Genomic DNA, 22,400 nt, shown 5'->3' on the forward strand with positions numbered 1-22,400 from the left:
GGTCCATGGATCCCGGGGGCGGCCGCAGGTGATTCGGGGCGTGCTCGTGCGCTCGTGCTCAGTCGCGCAACATCAGGATGACGCCGGCGGTGAGTGCACCGACCGCGACGGCGGCCATGCCGTACGCCACGCGGTGGCCGCGCAGGACCGGAAGGAAGCGGTCCACGGCCAGCCGGCCCGGGCCGGTCAGCGCGAGCGCGGCGGCGGCCGCGGTGAGCAGCAGTTCGTACTCGACGCCCTTCGGCGCGAAGAAGCCGCCGTCCCACTTGACCGCGATGGCGTTGATCATGGTGCCCACGATCCCGGCGGCGGCCAGGGGCGTGCACAGGCCGATGACGAGGGCGAGGCCGCCGAAGGTCTCGGTGAGGCCGGCCACGGTGGCCATGGCCTTGCCGGACGGGTAGCCGCTCATGGTGAAGAACTGGCCGGTGCCGTCCAGGCCGGAGCCGTCGAACCAGCCGAAGAGTTTCTGTGTGCCGTGTGCGGCCATGGTCAGGCCGACCACGACGCGCAGCAGGGCCAGGCCGAGGTCGTAGCCGTGCGGCGATCCGGCGGGCGCGCCGGCCGGCGCGGTGCGGGTCGCCTGATCGGGGTCGCGGTGGGTCGTCTCGGCGGGGGAGTACATGCGGGTGCTCCTGTCGATGGCGAGGTCGCCGGCGCGATCTTGCGGCGTGCGGACATGCGGCGGCGCCGCACGCGGTGTCACCACGTGTGGCGGTGCGCGCCGCGAGGTTGCGGGCGGGTCCAGTTCAAATTTGAACTACTTCGACGCTACAGGCCGACCCCGGCTTCGACAAGCTGAGTAGGGTTGCCGCATGAGCGAACCGCGTTGGCTGGACGACCTGGAGATGGCCGCGTGGACGAGCTTCGTCGAGGCCGGCCACCGGGTGGACCGGGCACTGGAGCGCCAGCTCAAGGACGAGGCGGGGTTGTCCCACCCGCAGTACGAGATCCTGGTGCACCTGGCGGACGCGCCCGGCGGCGAACTGCGGATGGCCGAACTGGCCGACCGGTTGATCACCTCGAAGAGCGGGATCACCTACCAGGTCGCCCAGTTGGAGAAGCTGGGCCTGGTCCGCCGGCGCGCGTGCCCGGAACAGGCGCGCGGGGTCTACGCGGTGCTGACCGACGAGGGGTCCGCGCGGTTGCGCGACGCCGCGCCCGCGCATGTGGCACGGGTGCGCGAGGTCCTGATCGACGTCTTGGATCGTGAGCAACTGGCGGTACTGGCCGAGGCGTTGGGCGTGGTCGGCCGCCGGCTGCGGGCACACGACCGGGCCTGAGGCGCGGCCGGCGCGCGGGCCCCGGACACGGGTGCGCCCCGCCCCCGGCGCGCTGCCGGGGGCGGGGCGGTCACTCGTGGTGCGGTGCTTTTCGGGACGGGGTCAGGAGATCGAGACGTCGTCCACGTAGAACGTGGTCGTCGCGGACTCGTCCTCGGAACCGGAGAACTGGAGGGTGACCGTCTGGCCCGCGTACGCGCTCAGGTCCACGGTCTTCTGCACATAGGTGCCGGTCGCGTTGGCGTTGGAGTAGGTGGCCAGCGTGGTGCCGTTGATCTGGACGCCGAGGGTGTCGTAGACGGTGTTCCCGACCTCCTCGGTGGTGATCTTGACCCACACGCGCAGCGTGGCGTTGGCCGGGATGGTGATGTTCCCCTGGCTCAGGGTCTCGGTGGCGGTGCTGCCGTAACCCATCATCCAGGCGTACCAGCCACCGCTGTGCGGGGTGGCCTGCGTGCTGTTGGTGATGTCGTTGGCGCTCTGCGTCCAGTTGGCGGTGCCCTGCTCGAAGCCGCCGTTCTGCAGCGAGTTGCCCGGGTTGACGGTGCCGACGGTCAGCGTGTAGGTCGTCGCGTGCTGCACGGTGCCGGTACCGGTGATGGTGATCGGGTACGTACCCGTCGCGACGTTGGCCCCCACCTGGAAGGTCACCGTCGAGGACGCGCCGGACTGGACCGACGTCGGGTTGAAGGTCACGTTCACGCCGCTCGGCGCGCCGGAGGAGGTCAGGTTCACCGTCTGAGGGTTGCCGCTGGTGGTCTGGGTGTTGACGGTCGCGGTGGTGTTGCCGCCCGGCTGGGTGTTGCCCGAGTTCGGGCTGACGCCGACCGAGAAGTCGTTGCCGGGGTTGCCGCCGCCGACCGCGGTCTTCCAGATGGTGTAGGCGACGCCGTCCGCGCTGCGGTCCAGAACCGTCGCGTTGATGTTGGAGGTGGTGTCACACGCGGAGTGGTAGCAGGAGTCGTAGGACTGGTTCGCCTGTCCGCCCCACTTGGTCGCCTGTGCGGAGGTCTTGACCGCGTCGGCACCGGCCGCGTAGCCGGAGGTGGGGATGCCGCCCTGCTGGAAGGAGTAGTCGTCGGAGCGTCCCTGGCCCTCGACGTTCTCCTCGGGACGCAGGTTCAGCGAGTCCCAGTAGGCCTTCATCGGGGCGGCGGTGGCGGAGTTGATGTTGTTGATGAAGTAGCCGCCGTTGGGCGAGCCGACCATGTCGAAGTTGTAGTAGCCCTTGATCGCGGTGCGCTGGGTGGAACTCAACTGGCTGACGTAGAACTGCGAGCCCTGGAGGCCCTGTTCCTCGCCGGCCCACCAGCCGAACCGCACGTGCTTGGTCAGGTTCGGGTTGGCCTGCGCGAGGACGAGCGCGTTCTCCAGGAGGGTGGCGGAGCCGGAACCGTTGTCGTTGATGCCGGGGCCGGCCTGGACGCTGTCCAGGTGGGCGCCGAACATGACGGTGGAGTCGGCGGGGCCGCCGGGCCAGTCGGCGATCAGGTTGTTGGAGCGGTAGGTGCAGGAGGTGCAGGTCTGCTCGGTGACCTGGTAGCCGGCCGCCTGGAGCTTACCCTTCACATAGGCCAGCGACGCGGTGTAACCGGCGCTGCCCGCACGGCGGTTGCCGCCGTTCTGGCTCGCGATGGTGTTCAGCTGGGACAGGTGCGCCTGTACGTTCGCGACGCTGACGTCGGGGATCGGGGAGGACGTGCCGCTGACCGTCAGGGTGTACTGCGCGGTGTGCGTCGCGCCGGTACCGGTGCCGGTCACCGTGATCGTGGACGTGCCCGCCGCGGCGGTCGAACTCGCCGACAGGGTCAGCGTGGAGTTGGCGCCGGACTGCACACTGGCCGGGTTGAACTGGGCGGTCACACCGTTCGGCAGACCGGAGGCGGTCAGGTTGACCGTCTGCGCCTGGCCGCTGGTGATGGTCGTGGCCACCGTGGAGGTGACGGACGCGCCCGGGGCCACCGTGCCGGCGGTCGGGTTGAGGGTGATCGAGAAGTCGTTCTGACCCGGGCCGGGGGTGCAGGTCGGGTCGCCGGTCTGTGCGGGCACGCTGATCGCGTCCCAGGCGGCCTTGGTCTTGGTGAACAGTGCGCAGGTCGCGTCGAGTGTCTTGGCCGAGTTGAGCGTGGCGGTGCGGTACTTCTTGTAGGTCATGCCGCTGGTCTTGAGCAGCATGCCGCCGTAGAAGACCTTGCCGGCCTGCTGGATGCCCACGCCGGTGAGGGTGGTGCTGTTGCAGGTGGGGCTGGTCGGCTTGCCGCCGCCGGGGTTGGTGCCCTCGGCGAGGAGGTAGAACCAGTGGTTGAGCGGTCCGGCCGCCGCGTGCTCCTCGGTGTTGGGAATGGAGGAGCTGTAGCAGTCGGGGTCGCCGTTGGTGGACGGCTTGTACATGTAGCGGATCGGGCCCTGGCCGACCAGGTTCACCGCCTCGCCCACGGTGTAGTCGGGGGTGTCGTACGGCGAGGGCTCGTTGGTGTACGCCTCGGTCAGCGCGCCCATGATGTCGCCGGTGGCCTCGCCCAGACCCGGCTCGGTTCCCGCACCGCCGGGAGTGAACTGGTCCAGACCGTGGCCGAACTCGTGGCCCACGACGTCCATCGAGCCGATCCACTGGTTGGCCTGGTTGTGGCCGATGGAAACCGACGAGCCGTCCCAGTAGGCGTTGACGTCGTTCAGACCGACCTTGACCGGCCAACTGCCACCCGTACCGTTGTGCCCGTTGCGACCCAGCCAGTCGCGGAGCATGTTCCACTCCTTCTGCGCCGCCCACATGACGTCGACGCAGCCGGTCTCCTTGCTCGACGCCTGGCCGTTGCCCCACGAGTCCGAGGACTTGGAGAAGACCTGGCCGGTCGAGTAGTCGGCGCAGGTCAGGCCCGGCCGGTTCGGGTCGCGCAGGGAGTACGTACCACCGGAGTTGGTGGTGTCGATCGTGAGCGGGTTGGGACCGTTCCACTGGCTGTTGCCGGTGCCGGCCTTGACGTCGTCGATCTGGTCGAGCACTGTGCCCGTGCTCGCGTCGACGAAGACGTGCAGGCGGCTGGGCGCGGTCGCGGTCCGGCCGATCAGCACGGTTTCCCAGGCCAGCGCGCTCTTGCCGTCCTTGACCCGGACGACCAGGCGGTGCGAGTCGACCCGGTCCACGCTCGCCAGCTTGGTCCTGGACGTGGCCTCGGCCGCGCCGGCCGCGACGGTGGGCTGGGTCGGTACGGAGATCCGGGCGTCGGTGGACGACTGGGTCGCCCGTACCCGGCCCTTGCCGTCGGCCATCACCACGGCGTCCGCGCCGACGACCGGCAGGCCGCGGTAGGTGCGCTGGTACGCGACCGAGTACAGGTCGTTGATCCACGGGGTGACGGCTTGGCGCTGGTACTGCTCGTCGGGACCCTTGGCGAGGGTGTCGAGGCCGCTGGAGACGGCACGGTCGGCGGCGGAGACCGCCAGTTCCTGTGAGCTGGGCTGCGGCGGGTCGGCTGACGCCGGCTGGGCCGCAACGCCCACGGTGAGGCCGGTGAGCATGGCCAGAACGGTTCCGGCCGTGGTCATTCTTCGATTCATCGAGGCTCCTCGAGTGGGAAGGCAGACCTCGACCACGAATCCGGCGTGGACCGCGCGCCTCGTGAGCGCCGCGGTCGACCGTGCAGGCCGGGTTCGTGCCCGAGCGAGCGAAACACTCACACGGACACAAGGGCCGCGCGAAGGGCTCCGGCGAGGCCAGCAAATACTGGCGAAATAGCCGTCGCTCGGGGCCTGTTGCGGTCGCGGCGTCCGAGCCTCGGTGGCGCGGGGCCCGGACGCCGGGGCGAGGTCAGGGGCAGAGCGGTTCCGCCGCCTGGGGCGGGACGTTGACCGCGCTCCACGCCGCCCTGGTCGCCTTCCAGGTGACGCAGGTCGGGTCGAGGGCCTTGGCCGCACGGACGGTGATCACGCGCAGCTTCCGGTAGTCGGTGCCGGCCGGCCGCGTCAACAGGCCGCCGTAGAAGACTCTTCCGGCCATCTTGATGCCCACACCGGTGACCGTGGAGTTGTTGCATGTCGGGCTGTTGGGCCTGCCGCCACCGGGGTTGGAGCCTTCCGCGAGCAGATAGAACCAGTGGTTCAGCGGGCCCGACGACCTGTGCTCGTCCGGCGGCATCGGCGAGGTGTAGCAGTTCGGGTCGCCGGCCAGCGAGGGGTTGTACATGTACCGCAGCGGCGTGCCGCCGCCCATGTCGACCATCTCGGCGACGGTGTAGTCCGGGGTGTCGAACGGCGCCGGTTCGTTGGCGTAGAACTCGGTCAGCGCGCCGAAGATGTCGCCGGTGCCCTCGCTGAGGCCGTACTCCTTGAACGGATAGCCCGGGGTCGCCGCGTCGACGAGGTGTCCGTATTCGTGGCCCACGATGTCCATCGCGCCGAGCCATTGGCCCCTGACGTCGTGGCCGATGACCACCTTGGAGCCGTCGGAGTAGGCGTTGACCTGGGGAAGTCCGACCACGACCGGGAGCGTGCGGCCGTTGCCGTCGTGCCCGTTGCGGCCCAGCCAGTCGCGGAGCATGTCCCATTCCTTCTGCACGGCCCACATCGAGTCGACACAGCCGGTCTCGATCGTGGTCGGGTCCGCGTTGCCCCAGTCGTCGACGGCCTTGGTCAACACTCCGGCGTTGTACTTGGCGCAGCTCAGGCCCGGTCGGGTCAGGTCCTGCATGAAGTAGGTGGAACCGCTGGAGGCGGTGGTGATGGTGATCGGGTTCGGGCCGTTCCACTTGCTGTGCCCGGTGCCGGCCCGTACGTCGTCGAAGGTCGCCGCGTCGAGCACCGCACCGGATCGGGCGTCGACGAACACGTGCAGCCTGCCGGGCGTGTTCCCGACCCGGCCGGCCACCACCGTCTCCCAGGCCAAGTGGGCCGCATCGGGTCCGAGTTGCACCACCAGGCGGGGCGCGTCGACCCGCTCCACCGCGGTCAGCCGGGCACGAGCGCTCGCCTCGGCCGTCGCGGCGGGTACGGTCGGCTCGGTCGGTACGTCGATGCGCGGGCCGTCGGCGGTCTCCACGGCCCGGACCCGGCCGGTGCCGTCGGCCAACACGGCGGCGTCGCCGCCGACCACGGGCAGGCCGCGATAGGTGCGGGTGTAGGCGATCGAGTAGAGGTCGTCGAGCCAGGGTGTCACCATGCCCCGCCGGTACCGCTCGCCGGGTGCCTTGGCGAGGTTGCCCGAGTCGCCGGAGACGGCGCGGTCGGCCGCGTCGATCGCGGCGGCGCGGGCGGCGGCGGGGGAGTTCGGTGGCGGGGTCGCGTTCGAGGGTGTGGTGGTGCCGATCACCAGGCCGACCAGCAGGGCCAGGACCGACCCGACCGTCAGCGTTCTGCGCTGCATCGAGGCTCCTCGGGTGGAAGACGGGCCGCGACGACGAAACCGATCGCCGGCGCGCCGGGTTCGTCGCCCGAGCGAGGAACACCCTCACAGCGGAACGGCTCTGCGGCAACGAAGGCCGAACAATCGGCATATTCTGGCTAGTTGTGGGAGCGGAGTGGGCGATTGGAGCGCCCCGGTCGAGCGCCGCCCGCCCCTCGCCGCCCGCCCCTCGCCGACCGGCCATCGGCGATCGTGTGGGCCGGCGATCGGGGGCTACGGGGTGGCGTGCAAAGCCAGGTGCAGGACGGCCGTGTCCTCGGGCCGGCGCAGGGACAGGGTGGTGAGTTGTTCGACCCGGCGCAGGCGTTGCAGCACGGTGTTGCGGTGGTAGTTGAGCCGTTCGGCGGTGGCCGGGACGGAGCCGGCGCAGTCGTACCATGCGCGCAGCGTGCCGAGCAGTCGATCCCGGGTGTCCGGGGGCAATGCCAGGACCGGGCCGAGGACGCGGTGGGCCAGGCGGTCGGCCAGGTCCGGGTGGGCGGTGAGCAGGGCTTGGGGCAGGCGGTCGTCGAGGACGGCGATGCCGGGCCGGTCCGGGGCGAGGGTGCGCAGCGCGAGGTCGGCCAATGGCGCGGCGGCGGGCAGGTCCGCGGGGTTCGGGCAGCGCGGGCCGATGCCCACCCGGGACGGGATCAACGGGCCCAGCAGCGCGGCCAGTTCGGCCTCGGACAGGACGTGGTTGTCGCGGCCGGTGAGCGCGACGACGCCGATCGTACGGCCGCCGCGGTCGTGCCAGGCCGATTCGACGCCGCGTAGCCGGAGCGCCGATTCCGGGTCGTGTGCGCGGATGCCGGTGCCGGTCCCGCGTTCCAGGACCACGACCGTGTACGGGCCGGCGGGTGGCAGCCCCAGGGCCTCCGCGTGCGCGGCCGTCGCGCCGGTGGGGGAGAGCAGGGCGTCGAGCAGTTCGGCGCGGCGGCGGTCGTCGCGGCGGTTCAGCGCGGCCTCGGTGACGCGGTAGGCGTGCGCCACCGCGCCCGCCACCATGTCGGTGAACTCCCAGGCGCGCGCCACGTCGTCGAGCAGCGCGTCGAGTGAGGGCGAGCCGGCCGCGCGCGCGTCCGCGACCATGCCACTCCACAACACCCGGCCGCCGATCCGGTACGCGTGCAGCAACGAGTCGAGGGGGAGCCCCTGTTCGGCGCGGTGTCGGCCGGTGACGCGCAGCCCGTCCATGGTCCGGCTCGAATCGGCGACACCGGCCAGATACTCCAGCGCCGAGCGCAGTTCGCGCGACGTCATGTCGCGCAGGTCGCGGGCGGGCACCTGGCCGGTGCGGTACGCGGGCTCGTCGCGGGCGATCTCGCGCACGAAGGCCACGGTGAGCGCGTCCAGGCCGGTGGCGAGCAGTCGGGTCGCGACCTCGGCGAGCGCGGCGGTGGGCGGCGGGAAACGCGGGACGTCCGGATCGGGGCCGGCCGTGGGTGCTGACACGCTCCGATGGTAGGCCGGGATCGTCCCGCGGCGATGTCACCACGCACACCGAATGGCTTTCGGTGATGTTTACCGGCACATGGATCGTGCCCGATCGGCGCCGTACGTTCGATGCACTTCCCGCCGCCGGGTCGCCGCCGACGCCGGGGACCGACCGCCCGCCGGCGCCCTGATCGCCGGCGGGCCCGGTCCGGGAAGATCCACGCCCGAACGAGGAGACCTACGATGACCGTGCCGTCCCATCATCACGAAACCGGAATGCCGGCCTCCGCCGACGGGTCCGGCCGACCGGGTGCCGGGTTGGCCGGCACACCCTTCGTGCTGACCGACGCGGCCGGGTGGGTCGGTCGCGAACTGGGCGTGACCGGGTGGCGGCGCATCGATCAGCCCGCGGTCGACGCCTACGCGGACCTGACCGGCGACCGGGACTGGCTGCACAACGACCCCGAACGGGCTCGCCAACACAGCCCGTTCGAGGGACGCACGATCGTCCAGGGCTCGTTCCTGCTGGCGCACTGCGTGCGCTTCCTCGAGGAGGTCGCGCCGCCCGAGGGCCTGGGCTACGCGCTCAACTACGGCTTCGACCGGGTGCGGTTCGTGCGGCCGGTGCGGGTCGGGTCGCGGGTGCGCGGGCGGTTCACCCTGCACGAGGTGCGCCCGCGACCCGGGGACGCGCCCGGTCGGGACGGGCGGATCGTACTCGGCTACGACGTCGCGATCGAGACCGACGACGCGGAGGGCCCGGCCGTGGTCGCCCGCTGGCTCGGCCTGGCCCAACCGGCCGACACCGGCGACGAGGCGACCCGATGAGCGCCCCCGACCTGCCGTTCGTCGACGACCACCTGCGCCACTGGAGTGCGCGTCGTCCGCACGAACCGGCCGCGATTTTCGGCGAGACCTCGCGCACCTGGCGCGAACTGCAGAACAGTGTCGAGGAGTTCGCTCGGGCGCTGAGCGCGGACGGGGTCGGGCCGGGCGACCGGGTGGCGATGCTCGCCGGGCCGCGACCGGAGTTCCTGGAGGTCTTCCTCGCCACCGCGAGCCTCGGCGCGATCTGGCTCGGCCTGAACCCGCGCTATCGGGTCGCCGAACTGCGCCGCGTGCTGGCCGACGCCGAGCCGAGCGTGCTGGTGGTCGTTCCCGCCGCCGAACCGCGCGGGGACGACCTGCGGGAGGCGGACCTGCGCGAGTTGATCGCCGGGCAACCGTCGATCCGCACCCTGGTCACCCCCGATCCGGTCGGAGTCGGGCTGCCCCGGCGGGTGTCCCGGTCCGAGTACACCGCCCGCGGCGCCGGCCGCGACCTCGCGCCGATCCGGGCCGCGCGCGATCCGCTCGCGCCCACGCTGCTCGTGTACACCTCCGGCAGCACCGGCCGACCCAAGGGCGCGCTGCTGACCCATCGTGGCCTCACCCGCTGTGCCGGAGTGCAGGCCGGACACTGGGATGTGGCGGCCGGCGAACGGGTGTTGTGCAACCTGCCGATCAACCACGTGGGTTGCGTCGGCGACCTGTGCGTATCCACCCTCGTTCAGGGCGGCACCCTGTGCTTCGCCGAGCACTTCGATCCCGAGCAGACGCTCGCACTGATCGCACGCGAACGCGTGGCGATGTGGGGCCAGATCCCCGTGATGTTCCAACTCGCGCTGGCCACACCGGGGTTCGCCACACACGACCTGTCCTCGCTACGGCGGGTGGTGTGGAGCGGGGCGGCCTGCCCGCCGGCCACCGCCGAGGCGCTGGCCCGGATCGGCGCCGCGGTGTCCACCGGGTACGGACTGACCGAGACCACCGGATCGGTGACCTACTCCGACCCGGACGCGCCCCTGGCCGACCTGGTGGAAACCGTCGGCCGGCCGGAACCCGGCTACGAGGTACGGGTGGCCCGACCGGACGGAGCCGCCTGCGCGGTCGGCGAGGCGGGCGAGGTGCAGGTGCGCGGCGACTTCGTGATGGCGGGCTACTGGCGGCTGCCGGCGGAGAGCGCGGCGGCCTTCACCCCGGACGGCTGGCTGCACACCGGCGACGGCGGCACGCTGCGGGCCGACGGCAACCTGATTCTGCACGGCCGGATGTCCGACGTGTACCGCTCCGGTGGCTACCACGTGGCGCCGCGCGAGGTGGAGTCCGCGCTCGACGAACACCCCGGCGTCGCGGCGGCCTCGGTGGTGGCCGTCCCCGACCCGCTGTGGGGTCGGATCGGTCACGCCTTCGTCGTCCCCCGCGACCCCGGCCTCGACCCGGCCGCGTTGCGCGAGCACGTCCGCGCGCGCCTGGCCAACTACAAGGTCCCGAAGGTCTTCGAACTCTGCGCCGCATTGCCGCTGCTCCCCAACGGCAAGGTCGACAAGGGCGCGCTGCGAGCCCGCGCCGAGACGGCGGGCGACCGGGCCGAGGACACCGGCGTGCGGGGCGCGGCACCGGTCGACGCGAGCTGAGCCGGCGGGGCCGCCGGCGGCGCCGCCCGACCCCACCCCGCTGCCGCGCCCGACCCGACCCCACCCGCTGTGTTCGATCCGACCCTCGATCCGCCCCGCACTTGCGCGCACTCGCACGTGTGCGTCCCCCGATCGTTCGGCCTCCCGGCACCGCGTCGCGAGGTCCGTGAAGCAGGGAGGAATCCTCATGCACATCGCCGACACGCCGGCCCCGGTGCCCGAACCGCCGGTCGCCGACCACCGGTTCGCCACTCCGGCGACGGAGCGTACGCAGGCCGGGCCCGGTCCCGAGGCCCCCGGCGGCTCCGGCGAACGGTTGCGGACCGGGTTGCGCCGGCGGCACATGACCATGATCGGCCTCGGCGGCATCATCGGCGCCGGGCTGTTCGTCAGCAGTGGCAAGGTGATCGGCGACGCCGGTCCCGCCGCCGCCCTGGCCTACGCGGTCGGTGGCCTGGTCGTGGTGCTCGTGATGCGGATGCTCGGCGAACTCGCCGCCGCGCGGCCCGCCACCGACTCGTTCGCCGGCTACGCGCGGATGGCCTTCGGCGACCGGGCCGGCTTCGTGGTCGGCTGGAGCTACTGGGTCTTCACCGTCGCCGTGATCGCCTTCGAGGCGGTCGCGGGCGCCCGATTGGCGCGATCCTTCGTCCCCGGCCTGCCGCTGTGGCTCGGCGCGCTTGTGCTGATCGCGGCCGTGGCCGCCGCCAACCTGGTCTCGGTGCGCACCTTCGGCGAGACCGAGTTCTGGCTGGCCTGCGTCAAGATCGCGCTGATCGTCGGGTTCCTGTTGGTGGCGATCCTGTACGTGGCCGGGTTCTGGGGCGGCGGCGACGCGGGCCACGGGCTCACCGGGCTGTGGGACGACGGCGGATTCGCGCCGCGCGGCTGGACGGCCGTGACGACCGCGATGGTCGTGGTCGTCTTCTCCTTCTTCGGCGCCGAGATCGTCACCATCGCCGCCGCCGAATCCGCCGAACCCGCCCGCGAGGTGGCCCGGGCCACGATTACCGTGGCCTGGCGGGTGCTGATCTTCTACGTCTGCTCCGTGGCGCTGATCGTGGCCGTGGTGCCGTGGCGAGAGGTGCCCACCGACGGCCGACACAGCCCGTTCGCCACCGCCATCGACCGGTTCGGCATCGCCGGCGCCGGCCGGTTGATGGACGTGGTGGTGCTGGTCGCGGTCACCTCGATCCTGAACGCGGGCGTGTACGGCTCCTCGCGCATGCTGATGTCGCTGGCCCGCCGCCGCGACGCCCCGGCCCGGCTCGCCCGGCTGCGCCCCTCGGGAGTGCCCGCCGGGGCGGTGGCCGGCGGCGCGATCGCCGCCGCCGTACTGATCCTCGCCTCGTACACGATCTCCCCCGGGGACGTGTTCGACTTCCTCCTGGAGTCGGCCGGACTGCTCACCCTGGTGCTCTACCTCGTGGTCGCGGCCAGTGAACTGCGTTTGCGCAGACGGTTCGAGCGCGAGGATCCGAGGCAACTCACGGTGCGGATGTGGCTGTTTCCCTGGCTGAGCATCGCCGTGCTCGTGCTGCTCGGCCTGGTCTTCCTCGCCGTGGTCGCCTCGCCCGACTCGGCGCCGGTGGTCGTCTGCGTCCTGAGCGTCGTCGCGGCCCTCGTACTCGCCGACGTGGTACGCACCGCCCGGGCCCGACGCGTGCCCGCCGCCTCGACCGGTGCCGAGGGGACGATGTCCCGATGAGGCGCCACCTCGGCTCGTCCTTCCGGGCCCTCGTGCTCACTGGTACGGCCATGATCGTCGCCCTGCTGCCCGGCACGGCCTTCGCGGCCCTCCCGACCGACCCCACCGCGGCCCGCCCGTGCGGGCCGTCGATCGAGCGGCAGCTGCGCGCACTGGTCGGCGATACCGCGCGCGACCCGATTCCCGGTGTGATCCTCGACGTTCGCGGGCCCGGGCTGCGCTTCGCCGACGCCGCCGGGAAGTTCGCCGTCGGTGGCCGCGCGCTGCGGGTCGGCGACACGTTCCGTACCGCCAGCGTGACCAAGACGGTGACCGCGGCCACCGTGCTGCGCCTGGCCGAACAGCGTCGGCTCGACCTCGACGCATCGATCGGCCGCTACCTCGACCCGGCGCTGGTGGAGCGGGTACACGTGCTCGGCGGCGTCGACTACGGCGCGCGCATCACGGTGCGCCAACTCCTCGACCACTCGGCCGGGTTGTACGACTACGCCACCGACCCCACCTGGCAGGACGAGGTACGGGCGGACCCCGGCCGCACATGGACCCCGGCCGAGTTGGTGGACCACGCGATCACGCACGGCACTCCGTACTTCCCGCCGGGCACCGGATCGCACTACTCCGACACCGGATATGTGCTGGCCGGCTTCGTGATCGAGCGGGTCACCGGAAAACCGCTGCACCGGGTCTATCGGGACCTCGTCCTGGATCCGCTGGGCATGCGGGACACCTACCTCGAACACTGGGAACACTCGCGCGGCGGCCCGCTGTCCCACGCCTACATCGGCGACGTGGACACCCGCGACTTCAACCCCACCTTCGATACTTTCGGCGGCGGAGGGCTGGTCGCCACCTCGGCGGATCTGACCCGCTTCGTCCGGGGCCTGTTCGAGGGCCGCCTGTTCCGCGATCCGAACACCCTCGCGACCATGCTCACCGCCGGCCCGGACGGACAACTGGCCCTGGGCATCTACAGGTTCGAGGTCCGGGGTCGGGAAGTCTGGCTGCACCAGGGCTTCTTCGGCGCCTTCCAGGCGTATCTGCCCGACCGTCGCATCTCCGTCACCGGCACGATCAACCAGGCCACCGCGGACTCCCTCCCGCTGCTCGTCTCCGCGTTCGACATCGCCCTGGGCACCCGCACCCCACCCGGGCACTGCGGGACCTGAGCCCGGCGGACCGGGCGCCGAGATCGTCTTCGGCGCCCGGTCCCACCCGATGCCGGCGCCGTTGGGTGCCGAGGTCCGCCCGATGCCGGGGCCCGCCCGGTGCCGCGGCATGCTCTGCTCAGTGCCGAGGCTCCCAGCGAAACAGCCGGACGCCGAGCACGGCGCCGATCAGCGTCCAGGCGGTCACCGACGCCAGGGCCAGGAACGCGGCGCCCACGCCCATCCCTTCCCAGGCCCCGGTCGCGAGGTCCACCACGCCGTCGCCGGGGACCAGGTAGCCGAGCCATCGCAGGTTTTCCGGGGCACGGTCCCGGACCAGCAGGCTGCCGCCGATGGCGACGACCAGGAACGGCATCGTGGTGATCTGCGCCTGCTCCGCCGACGCGGTGAACGCCGAGGTGGCCATCGCGACCCCCGTACACATCAGCGCCCCGCTCACGATCGCCAGGACGAGCAGCGCCGGATTGTCGGGCGCGGACAGAGCGGTGTGCGACAACACGGCCACCAACACCACGATTTGGCCGCACGTGACCAGGATCGCCGGCAGCACCAGCCCGACGATGACCGACGCGTCGGGGTCCGCGCCGCTGCGCAGACGTTTGAGGAACAGGTCCTTGCGCCGGGCCGCGAGTGTGGTGGCGAGTGTCGCGTGCACCCCGATCAGCAGCATGAACAACACGGAATGCGCGACCGTGTCCGGCGTCGGCGAGGCCAGGGCGGTGAACGCGACGAACAGCGGCACCAGTACCACCGTGGCCGCGACCGCCCTGTTGCGCAGCATGATGCGCAGTTCGGCGGCGGCCACGGCCCGCCACGCGGTGCCCTTCACGCCGCTACCCCAGTCGACGCGGGGCCCGCGACGGCCCGGAAGACGTCGTCCAGCGTCGCCGGCCGGGTCACCAGGCCGCGCAGCCGCACGCCGCGCCCGTCCGCCCAGGCGAGCAGCGTAGCCATGGCGCGCTCCGGTGCGTCGGTGGTCACGGTGACCCGATCTCCCCGACTGCCGGCCACGTCCACCGCGAGCGGCAGATCGGTCGCGGCCGGCCCGTCGGGCAGGTCGAAGGAGATCCGCGCGGGGTACGGGGCGAGCAGTTCGGCCAGGGTGCCCTCGATCGCGATCCGACCCTCGCGCATGATCGCGATCCGATCGGCCAGCGTGCTCGCCTCCTCCAGGTAGTGCGTGGTCAGCACCACCGTGGTGCCGCCCGCCGACAACTCGCGCAGCAGGTCCCACAGGAGATCGCGTGTCTGCGGATCGAGCCCGGCGGTCGGCTCGTCGAGGAACAGCAGTTCCGGCCGCCCGTACACCGCCATCGCCAGGTCGAGCCGCCGCCGCTCGCCGCCGGACAACCGGTCCACCCGGACGTCGCGCCGCCGGGTCAGCCCGAGCCGGTCGATCAACGCCTCGTCGTCGTCCTCGCGCCGGGCGACCCGCCCCCACAGCCGCAGCGTCTCGATCGGCGTCAACTCGGCCGCGAACCCCGACTCCTGGAGCATCATCCCGGTCCGCAAGCGCACCGCCGTCGAGCGCGGATCGCCGCCGAGCACCCGCACCGACCCGGAGGTCGGCCGGCGATGGCCCTCCAGGGTCTCCAGCGTGGTGGTCTTCCCCGCGCCGTTGGTACCCAGCAGGGCGTACACCTCGCCCCGCCGCACGTCGAGGTCGATGCCCGAGACGGCCTCGAAGCCGCCGTACGAACAACGCAGTCCGCGTACTTCGATCATCGTCGCATCCATGACCCCAGCGTGTGCCCGGCCATCCGCGCTCGATAGTGGCCCGGTGTCCGCTCCCCGGCTGACAAATGTCATGCCCGCCGATGACCGATCACCGGGAGCGGGCCTCGGCCGCACACCTACGCTGGGCACATGGTCTCCTCCACGATGCGACGGGCACGCCGCTTCACCGCGTGGTCGCTGCTGTCGGCCGTGGTGCTGGTCCCCGGCATCCCCGCGGTGCTCGCGGTGGTCGAGGCGGTCCACGGCGACAACGGGTGGCCGTTGGCTTCGGCCGCGGTCGGCTGTTGTGGACTGTTGTTCGCCACCGCCCGGCACTGGGCCGGCACGCCGCCGCGCGGCCTCCTCGTGGTGACCTGCGCGGTGGCCCTCGGGGTCTCCGCCGCGGCGCTGGCCCACGACGCGATATTCCCCTGGCCGATGCCGCTCGCCACCGCCGTGGGACTGCTGACGATGTACGCGCGCGGCCGTCGGTGGCGGGTCCTGGCCGCGGGCCTGGCGGTGATGGTGGCGCTGCCGATACTCCTCGGACCGTCGCCGAGGCAGGCTCCGGATCAGACGATCGGCGCGCTCGTCGTCACCGCCGGTGTGACGGTGACCTGCGTGCTCAACGACTGGGTCTGGCGCCAGTTCGTCGAACTCGACGACGCGCGCCGGATCGCGGGCGAGTTGGCCGTGGCCAACGAACGGTTGCGGTTCGCCGCGGATCTGCACGACATCCAGGGCCATACGCTGACCCTGATCGCGGTCAAGAGCGAACTCGCCCGGCGGCTGGTCGAGATGGACCCGTCGGCCGCCGCCGCGCAGATGGGCGAGGTGGAGGCGTTGGCCCGCGAGGCGGTGACCGACACCCGGGACCTGGTACACGGCTACCGCGAGGTGTCCTTCGCCGCCGAACTGGCCAACGCGGCGGCGGTGTTGACGGCGGCCGGGATCGAGTGCCGCTACGCGGGCCCACCACCGCTGCCGGACCGGGCCGATACGCTGTTCGGCCTGGTGGTGCGGGAGGCCACGACCAACATCCTGCGGCATTCGGCGGCCACCACCGCCTCGATCGACGTGTCCGCCGACGGCCGCCGGCTCACCATCCGCAACGACGGCGCGACGCACGGCAAGCGCCCCGGCGGCACCGGCCTGGCCGGCCTGGACGCCCGGCTGCGCGGCCACGGCGGCGAGTTGCGCGCCTCGGCCGGCCTCGGCGTCTTCGAGGTGGTGGCCCGACTCGATGTCGCCGACCGTACGGAGGCCCCCGCGTGATCCGCCTGGTGCTGGTCGAGGACGAGGCGATGTTGCGCGGCGCGCTGGGCCAACTCCTGGACCTGGAGCCGGACCTGACCGTGGTCGCCCAGGCCGCCGACGGGACGGCCGCGATCGCCGAGGCCGCCCGGCACGTGCCCGACGTGGTGGTGATGGACCTGGAGATGCCCGGCGGCCCCGACGGTCTGGAGGCGGCCGGCCGCATCCTGGCCGGGCGCCCCGACACCCGGATCGTGATGGTCACCCGACACGCCCGCCCCGGCGTGCTCACCCGGGCGCTGCGGGTGGGCGTAAGCGGATTCGTGCCCAAGTCGCGGCCGGCCGCGCACCTGGCCCAGGTGATTCGCGACGTGCACGCGGGACACCGGCACGTGGATCCGGAGATCGCGGCGGCGGCGTTGATACTGGACTGCCCGTTGTCCGAGCGCGAGTTGGACGTGTTGCGGCTGACCCGGGAGGGGTTGAGCGTGCGCGACATCGCCGGCCGGGTGCACCTGGCCGCCGGGACGGTACGGAACTACCTGTCCTCGGCGATGATCAAGGTGGGCGCCCCGAGCCGGCACGCCGCGGCCCGCTACGCGGTCGAACGCGGATGGTTGTGACGGCCGTGGTGGGGGATCGACGGTGACCGGCCGGGAATCGCCCGAGGCGGCGGGCTTCGAGCCGGCCACCGGCGCGGAAACCGTACCGGTGGTGGGCACGCCGGAGCGCGCGGCGGCCGTGCGGGACGCGTTCGAGGCGCTGCTGCGGATTCGCGACGTGGTGAACAGCGGCGCCGTCGACCCGCGCGCGACGCCGGCCGAGTGGGAGCGGGTGCGGATGGTGCGCGCCGTCGCGCTGGCCCTGGAGGCCGCCGGCGTAGCGCCGTCCGCCCTGGACGAGCGCGGACAGCCGACCGCCACCGGATACCGCGTCACCACCGGCGACCACCCCCGGGTGGTCCGGGTCGAATGGCCCGGCCCGCGCGGCAGCGGCGCCGCTCACGAGGCGGAGCGGGCACTGCACGGGTGCGCGCTGGTGTTGGGCGAGCTGGGCTGGGTGGTGTTGGAGTATCGGGGCAGGGGTGGTCGGCGATATCTGGAGGTGGAGGCCCCGTCGACGATCCGGCGGTGAGGCGATCCGGCGGTGATCACGGTCGGTGCCCTCACAACCCCGGATCCAGGCCCGCGTGCCGACCGCACAGGGCCATGCAGACCTGATTGGGTCCTTCGTACGCGCGCTCCGGCAGGGCTGCCAAGGCCCGAGCCACCCAGACCGCGGCTCCGTTGATCGTGGCCGCCGCGCTCAGCGCCGCCGGGCGGGCGGGGAACCGCACACCGAACATCGCGCAGTGCAACACCTCGGGATCCACGGTCGTCGATTCGCCGATGCTCCTCATGGCTCCTCCACACACATCCACCCGACCGCGGGTGCGCGACGATCGACGGCCGGTGTCGCCGCGCACACCGGGGGCCGGTCTCCGTGTCGCCCTCGGGGTCGCGCGTCGACACGAAGAGCCGCCGGTCGGACGAGCACGAGGTGGTGGTCGCGGCTCGGGAGCCCGGTGTGGCGGCAGCTTGTGGTTTGAGAGCTATAATACGCCGCCCGCGCATCGATGGGGATCACGACCCGGTCCGGATGTACCCGGCACGGACCCGAGCGGCCCGCGCCGCTCACAGCCCCGGGGCGCCCCACACCGGGAACCACCGGGACAGGTCGGGTTCGAGTCGCAGATCGTCGGTCACCGCCGCGCCCACCTGCAGCTCCAACGCGCTGTCCCGCTTCTCGTGCCCGCCCGGCACCGGGGCGAACGGATAGAAGGTGCCCCGCTTGTACAGGTAGACCAGGGCGAGCCGGCGGCCGTCGGGATGCCCGAACGCGGCCAGCGAGCAGAGCAGTTGCGGACCGAAACCGCCGTCCTCCAGCGCCGAGTTGATCGCGTGCAGGTCGGTCACCAGCGACCCCGTGTCCGCCGGCGGCCGTTCGGCGAGCAGCCAGGTGTACCCGTAGTCGTCCCGGCTGCTCCGCAACCCGTCGAGCAGTTCGTCCAGGTCGCGCAGCACCCGGTCGAACGTGCCGCCCTCGACCGTGGCGAAACACACCGCCCCGGCGCCGGTGGGCCGGAAGCCGACCGCCGTCTCCAGCGTGATCGCCGCCGAGGGCAGGCCGAACAGCTGGTCGAGATCGGGCGTGACCGCCCTGCTCCGGCCGAAGAGCGAGTCGAACAAGCCCATCAGGCGGCACCGCCGAGTTCGGCGCTGATCCGCGCCAACTGCTCCAGCCGCCGTTCCAGGGTCGGGTGGGTCGCGAACAGGTTGGCCAGGCTCTCCTTGGAGGCGATCGCCGGTGCGAAGAAGAACGCGTTGAACGGCTCGGCCCGGCGCAGGTCCCGGGTCGGGATCCGGGCCATGGTGCCGCTGATCTTGGTCAACGCGGAGGCGAGTACCGAGGGCCGCCCGGTGAGCAGCGCCGCCGAGCGGTCCGCGCACAACTCGCGGTAGCGCGACAGGGTCCGGATCAGTACGAAGCTCAGCGCGTACACGGCCACGCTCACCGCGGTCACCACCAGCATCAGGACCGCGGTGTTCTGGTCGCGGCGCATCCCGCCGAAGAGCCCGAACTGCACACCGACGCGGGTGAGCAGCCCGGCCAGAACGCCGAGGAAGGACGCGATCGTCATCACCGCGACGTCCTTGTGCGCGACGTGCGAGAGCTCGTGCGCGAGCACTCCCTCCAACTCGGCGGGCTCCAGGCGGCGGAGCAGCCCGGTGGTGGTGCACACGACCGTGTTCTTCCGGTTGCGGCCGGTGGCGAACGCGTTGGGCACGTCGGAGTCGGCGACCGCCACGTGCGGCTTGGGCATGTCGGCGAGCGCGCAGAGCCGGTCCACCGCGCCGTGCAGTTCCGGCTGCTCCTCGGGGGTGACCTCGCGGGCACCCATCGCGAACGCGGCGAGTTTGTCGCTGAACCAGAACTGGGCGACGAACACGCCGCCGATCAGGACGACCGCGATCGGCCAGGCCCGGCCCAGGACGACCACGAGCGTGCCCACGAAGACCACGTAGAGCAGGCCGAGCAGGAACATGGTGGCGAGCATGCGGCCCACCAGGCCGCGATCGGTGCCGAATCGGGTGCCGGCGCTGGTCCTGGTCATCGATTCCTCCCTCGTGGGGGACCTGGCGGCGGGCCTCGTGGATGGCCCGAGGGAAGCGCTCAAGCGGGTGAAAAGCCAACGAATCGGGCGCCACTTCGATTCTGCCTCGCCGGCGGGCGCGGCGGGTGTTCGAAGACACGCGTCGGGGGTTCAGGTGCGGAATCCGAGGTGGACGTGGTCCTGGTGGGTGTCGTCGCTGAAGAAGGCCGCGCCGGAGAGTCGGTACGGGCCGCCGACGTTGTACGAGCCTGCCGCCGCGCCCGCGCGCATGAAGCTCTCGACCAGGGATCGTGGGGTGGCCGGATCCACGATCGCCCGGCCGTCGACGCGCCACACGTCCACGGCGCGGCCGACGGGGTGGTCGCTGGGGCGGGTGGTGCCGAAGACGTCGATCGGGTGTCCGGAGCGCAGGATGCTCACGTCGACGGTGTGCCGTTCGGCGAGCGTTTCCAGTGCGGTCAGTACGGATGTGTGGACGGTGCCGGCGCGCAGGTCGGCGGCCGCGGCGGGCGGCAGCGTGATGCGCGGGTCGGCCAGGACGCGGGTCTCCTGGGCGGAAGGGGTGGCGGCGGCCGTTCCCGGCGTCGAGGGGTGCAGGGCGGTGACCGTCCAGTCGGGCTCGGCCCGGCTCAGTCGTACGTCTACGGTCACGCCGTCGGCCACCGTGCTCCCTCCCGCGCCGCGGATCCACGAGCGGCAGACGACCAGGACACTGGCGGTGTTGTCGAGGATGCCGCCGTACTGGGCGTCGACCACCTCGATGACGGCCTCCGGCGCGTCCGCGAGCATCGGCCCGGCCTGGTCGGCGAGGGCCGGGGCGTATCCCAGCGCGGCGATCCGGGCCCGCGCGGCGGCGACCCCCTGTTCGCCCGGCGGCCACGTGCCGAGCGCGGACACCAGGGTGACCGCCCGCTGTTTGACGTGGGGTTGCACGTCGCCGGGGTTGGGTGCCCAGGCGGTGGCCACGGGCAGTGCGGCAGGGGCGGCCGGCGCGGTGCCGGTCGTGGTCGGACTCGGGCTCGCGGTCGGGCTCCGGCTCGGCGGGTTGCCCGAGGGCGTCGGCTCGGTGTGCCGACTTCCCGATGACGAGCAACCGGTCGCCGCCGCGACGATGCCGAGTACCACCGCGCGCCGTCCCGGTACAGGCGTTTTGTGCACGCGGCCACGATAGGCCGCGGACCTGTCCGCTTCGGGTGATCCGGTGCCGTGTCGGGCCGGCCTCGCAGGGCGTCGGGTCTCGCGCGCGGGTGTCGGCTAAGGCGCCGGTACGGGTGCGTCGGCCGGCGGCCGGACCAGTATCCCGGTCAGCAGGGCGTCGAGGTAGCGGGCGGCCAGCTCCGGATCGTCGCGGTCGGGGGAGTGGCGGACGGCGAAGCCGAGGCCGTGGAGCAGGAGCAGCAGGTCGGCGGGTCCCAGCGGCGGGCGCAGCACCTCGGCGTCGGCGGTACGGGCGAGCAAGTCGCCGGTGGCGCGCAGCAGTTGGCCCCGAAGGTCCAGCGTCTCCGGGGTGGCCGCGCCGGGGTCGGAGGCTGCGGCGGCGAAGGCCTCGTCCTGTATGTAGGCGTCCAGCGCGTCGCCGAGGAAGGCGCGCAACGCCTTTCGCGGGTCGGGCAGTCCGGCTGCCTCGCGGGCCTGACGGACCAGCGCGGCGAAGCGGTCGGCGGCCAGTGCCTCCAGCAGCGCCTCGGGGGTGGGGAAGTGCCGGTAGACGGTGCCGACACCGACATCGGCGGCCAGGGCGACCGCGTTCAGTTGCGGCGGCCTGCCCCCGCGCACGAGCACCCGCGCGGCGTCCATGATGCGCCGCCGGTTGCGGGTCGCGTCCTTGCGCCGTGTGGGGCGATGAGGGGAGGCCGTGTCGTCCATGCGCGCGACGTTATCGGCAAAGCGGATGAGTAGTCCATTAGGAGGATTCATCCGTTTACCGGAGCACCGGCGACCCGAGGAGCCGGCATGTGCTCGCGGCTTCGAGTCGGCCGAAAGAGTTCGCCGGATCGGGTGAAATTCCGGGGTTCTCGGCCTTGCCGGCGTGCCCGTGGCCGGAATCGGGGGTTCTCTCGGAGGGCGGTTCCGAAGGAGGTCACGATGGCGCGCGTCACGGCCGGTGGTGCTGTGTCGCGGCACGGCGTGCGCCTGGTGGTCGTACTCGTCGCGCTGGTGGCCCTGTTGCACGCGGCGCACGCCGCCGGTGCCGGGGTGCGCGTCGACGGGTGGGATCCGGATCGGTGTGCCGCCGGTACCACCCGGTACGCGGCCCCCGTCGACGCCGAGGACACGCCTGCGGAGGACTCGGGCGGTCGGCCGGGTCCGGCGGATCCGACCGGCTGTACCCCGCCCGGCCTGAGGTCGCGGCCCCCGTCCGTCTTCGCGTCGAGCGCAACGTCGATCGGCAGGCGCGGACTTCGGCCCGCCGACCCGGACGCGCCAGCCGCCTGTACCGCGTCGAATCCGATGGTGGGGCCGGCGACACCCGCGCGGACAGTGGTCCTGCGCTGCTGAGCGGGCACCGCCGCCCCGCCGTCGCCGTAGTGGGCGATCGGCCGGGCAGGCGTGCCGATCCGATTCCGCAGCCCGCGAACACGGGAGATTCCGCCATGCCCTTCGACGTCTACCTGCTGATGAGCGCCCTGGTCCGGGCCGAGGCCGCCCGCGCGGCGGCCGGTGCCCCGGCCCCGGAGCCGCCGACCGCCGAGACCCCGACCGCCAAGACCCCGCCCCCGGTTGCCGACCCCGTGGTCGGCGACCCACCCGGCGCTCGCGCCGAACCCGAGGGGAGCCCGGGTGTCCCGGGCGCCTCGGGTGCCGGCCACGACCCGACCGGCGTGATCCCCGGGCACTGACCCCTGCTC

Annotated in this window: 21 protein-coding genes; 10 read left to right on the forward strand and 11 right to left on the reverse strand. The window is 72.5% G+C overall.

What is annotated here, in order from left to right; translation table 11 throughout:
* Nucleotides 1–58: 58 nt before the first annotated feature.
* Nucleotides 59–625 carry a DoxX family protein gene (locus ACFRCG_RS46390; RefSeq protein WP_380042719.1) on the reverse strand — a complete coding sequence of 189 codons (567 nt, stop codon included), beginning with the start codon at nt 623–625 and terminating at the stop codon, nt 59–61.
* Between the two features lie 190 nt (nt 626–815).
* Here ACFRCG_RS46390 and ACFRCG_RS46395 point away from each other — a divergent pair, with 190 nt between their 5' ends.
* The gene (locus tag ACFRCG_RS46395) at nt 816–1,283 is read left to right on the forward strand and encodes a MarR family winged helix-turn-helix transcriptional regulator (protein WP_380042720.1); all 468 of its coding nucleotides are present in this window, start codon (nt 816–818) and stop codon (nt 1,281–1,283) included.
* A gap of 102 nt (nt 1,284–1,385) precedes the next feature.
* On the opposite strand, the gene ACFRCG_RS46400 is transcribed toward ACFRCG_RS46395, so the two are convergent.
* The 3 genes from ACFRCG_RS46400 to ACFRCG_RS46410 all read right to left on the reverse strand — a co-directional run bounded on the left by ACFRCG_RS46400 (nt 1,386) and on the right by ACFRCG_RS46410 (nt 8,115).
* Complete coding sequence (locus tag ACFRCG_RS46400; RefSeq protein WP_380042721.1) at nt 1,386–4,841, reverse strand: M28 family peptidase; 3,456 nt, start codon at nt 4,839–4,841, stop codon at nt 1,386–1,388.
* 250 nt (nt 4,842–5,091) lie between these two features.
* Nucleotides 5,092–6,642 (reverse strand): M4 family metallopeptidase, encoded by a 1,551-nt coding sequence (locus tag ACFRCG_RS46405; RefSeq protein WP_380042722.1) that lies wholly within the window; start codon nt 6,640–6,642, stop codon nt 5,092–5,094.
* 252 nt (nt 6,643–6,894) lie between these two features.
* Nucleotides 6,895–8,115 (reverse strand): PucR family transcriptional regulator, encoded by a 1,221-nt coding sequence (locus tag ACFRCG_RS46410; RefSeq protein WP_380042723.1) that lies wholly within the window; start codon nt 8,113–8,115, stop codon nt 6,895–6,897.
* 225 nt (nt 8,116–8,340) lie between these two features.
* Here ACFRCG_RS46410 and ACFRCG_RS46415 point away from each other — a divergent pair, with 225 nt between their 5' ends.
* From ACFRCG_RS46415 to ACFRCG_RS46430, 4 genes are all read left to right on the forward strand, one after another.
* Nucleotides 8,341–8,925 carry a MaoC/PaaZ C-terminal domain-containing protein gene (locus ACFRCG_RS46415; protein ID WP_380042724.1) on the forward strand — a complete coding sequence of 195 codons (585 nt, stop codon included), beginning with the start codon at nt 8,341–8,343 and terminating at the stop codon, nt 8,923–8,925.
* Entirely contained in the window at nt 8,922–10,553 is a 1,632-nt protein-coding gene (locus tag ACFRCG_RS46420; protein ID WP_380042725.1) for a class I adenylate-forming enzyme family protein, read from the forward strand. The genes ACFRCG_RS46415 and ACFRCG_RS46420 overlap by 4 nt, the downstream gene beginning before the upstream one ends.
* Nucleotides 10,554–10,740: 187 nt before the next feature.
* Nucleotides 10,741–12,261, forward strand: a complete 1,521-nt coding sequence (locus ACFRCG_RS46425) for an amino acid permease (protein ID WP_380042726.1) — start codon at nt 10,741–10,743, stop codon at nt 12,259–12,261.
* Complete coding sequence (locus ACFRCG_RS46430) at nt 12,258–13,427, forward strand: serine hydrolase domain-containing protein (RefSeq protein WP_380042727.1); 1,170 nt, start codon at nt 12,258–12,260, stop codon at nt 13,425–13,427. The genes ACFRCG_RS46425 and ACFRCG_RS46430 overlap by 4 nt, the downstream gene beginning before the upstream one ends.
* 118 nt (nt 13,428–13,545) lie before the next feature.
* Here ACFRCG_RS46430 and ACFRCG_RS46435 read toward each other — a convergent pair whose 3' ends face one another.
* Nucleotides 13,546–14,256 carry an ABC transporter permease gene (locus ACFRCG_RS46435; RefSeq protein WP_380042728.1) on the reverse strand — a complete coding sequence of 237 codons (711 nt, stop codon included), beginning with the start codon at nt 14,254–14,256 and terminating at the stop codon, nt 13,546–13,548.
* Nucleotides 14,253–15,164: an ABC transporter ATP-binding protein gene (locus ACFRCG_RS46440; protein ID WP_380042729.1), complete on the reverse strand. Its 912-nt coding sequence runs from the start codon at nt 15,162–15,164 to the stop codon at nt 14,253–14,255. The genes ACFRCG_RS46435 and ACFRCG_RS46440 overlap by 4 nt, the downstream gene beginning before the upstream one ends.
* 129 nt (nt 15,165–15,293) lie before the next feature.
* Here ACFRCG_RS46440 and ACFRCG_RS46445 point away from each other — a divergent pair, with 129 nt between their 5' ends.
* The 3 genes from ACFRCG_RS46445 to ACFRCG_RS46455 are packed head-to-tail and all read left to right on the forward strand — an operon-like array spanning nt 15,294 to nt 17,531.
* The gene (locus tag ACFRCG_RS46445; protein ID WP_380042730.1) at nt 15,294–16,418 is read left to right on the forward strand and encodes a sensor histidine kinase; all 1,125 of its coding nucleotides are present in this window, start codon (nt 15,294–15,296) and stop codon (nt 16,416–16,418) included.
* Nucleotides 16,415–17,020 carry a DNA-binding response regulator gene (locus ACFRCG_RS46450; RefSeq protein ID WP_380042731.1) on the forward strand — a complete coding sequence of 202 codons (606 nt, stop codon included), beginning with the start codon at nt 16,415–16,417 and terminating at the stop codon, nt 17,018–17,020. Before ACFRCG_RS46445 ends, ACFRCG_RS46450 begins: the two co-directional genes overlap by 4 nt.
* A 22-nt stretch (nt 17,021–17,042) precedes the next feature.
* A complete protein-coding gene (locus ACFRCG_RS46455; RefSeq protein ID WP_380042732.1) occupies nt 17,043–17,531 on the forward strand; it encodes a hypothetical protein in 489 nt (162 codons plus the stop codon).
* Between the two features lie 31 nt (nt 17,532–17,562).
* Here the strand turns inward: ACFRCG_RS46455 and ACFRCG_RS46460 are convergent, their stop codons facing one another.
* The 5 genes from ACFRCG_RS46460 to ACFRCG_RS46480 all read right to left on the reverse strand — a co-directional run bounded on the left by ACFRCG_RS46460 (nt 17,563) and on the right by ACFRCG_RS46480 (nt 21,417).
* Nucleotides 17,563–17,796, reverse strand: coding sequence for a DUF2795 domain-containing protein (locus ACFRCG_RS46460; RefSeq protein WP_380011617.1), 234 nt, complete (start codon nt 17,794–17,796; stop codon nt 17,563–17,565).
* A gap of 274 nt (nt 17,797–18,070) precedes the next feature.
* Nucleotides 18,071–18,631 carry a hypothetical protein gene (locus ACFRCG_RS46465; RefSeq protein WP_380042733.1) on the reverse strand — a complete coding sequence of 187 codons (561 nt, stop codon included), beginning with the start codon at nt 18,629–18,631 and terminating at the stop codon, nt 18,071–18,073.
* Nucleotides 18,631–19,551 (reverse strand): zinc metalloprotease HtpX, encoded by a 921-nt coding sequence (htpX, locus tag ACFRCG_RS46470; RefSeq protein ID WP_380042734.1) that lies wholly within the window; start codon nt 19,549–19,551, stop codon nt 18,631–18,633. Before htpX ends, ACFRCG_RS46465 begins: the two co-directional genes overlap by 1 nt.
* A 150-nt stretch (nt 19,552–19,701) precedes the next feature.
* Complete coding sequence (locus ACFRCG_RS46475; RefSeq protein WP_380042735.1) at nt 19,702–20,709, reverse strand: hypothetical protein; 1,008 nt, start codon at nt 20,707–20,709, stop codon at nt 19,702–19,704.
* Between the two features lie 96 nt (nt 20,710–20,805).
* Nucleotides 20,806–21,417, reverse strand: a complete 612-nt coding sequence (locus ACFRCG_RS46480; protein WP_380042736.1) for a TetR/AcrR family transcriptional regulator — start codon at nt 21,415–21,417, stop codon at nt 20,806–20,808.
* 219 nt (nt 21,418–21,636) lie between these two features.
* Here ACFRCG_RS46480 and ACFRCG_RS46485 point away from each other — a divergent pair, with 219 nt between their 5' ends.
* Nucleotides 21,637–22,050 (forward strand): hypothetical protein, encoded by a 414-nt coding sequence (locus ACFRCG_RS46485; RefSeq protein WP_380042737.1) that lies wholly within the window; start codon nt 21,637–21,639, stop codon nt 22,048–22,050.
* Between the two features lie 95 nt (nt 22,051–22,145).
* Nucleotides 22,146–22,391 (forward strand): hypothetical protein, encoded by a 246-nt coding sequence (locus ACFRCG_RS46490; RefSeq protein WP_380042738.1) that lies wholly within the window; start codon nt 22,146–22,148, stop codon nt 22,389–22,391.
* Nucleotides 22,392–22,400 lie beyond the last annotated feature (9 nt).

This window comes from Embleya sp. NPDC056575 (genome assembly GCF_042793325.1).
In the GTDB taxonomy this organism is placed as follows: domain Bacteria; phylum Actinomycetota; class Actinomycetes; order Streptomycetales; family Streptomycetaceae; genus Embleya.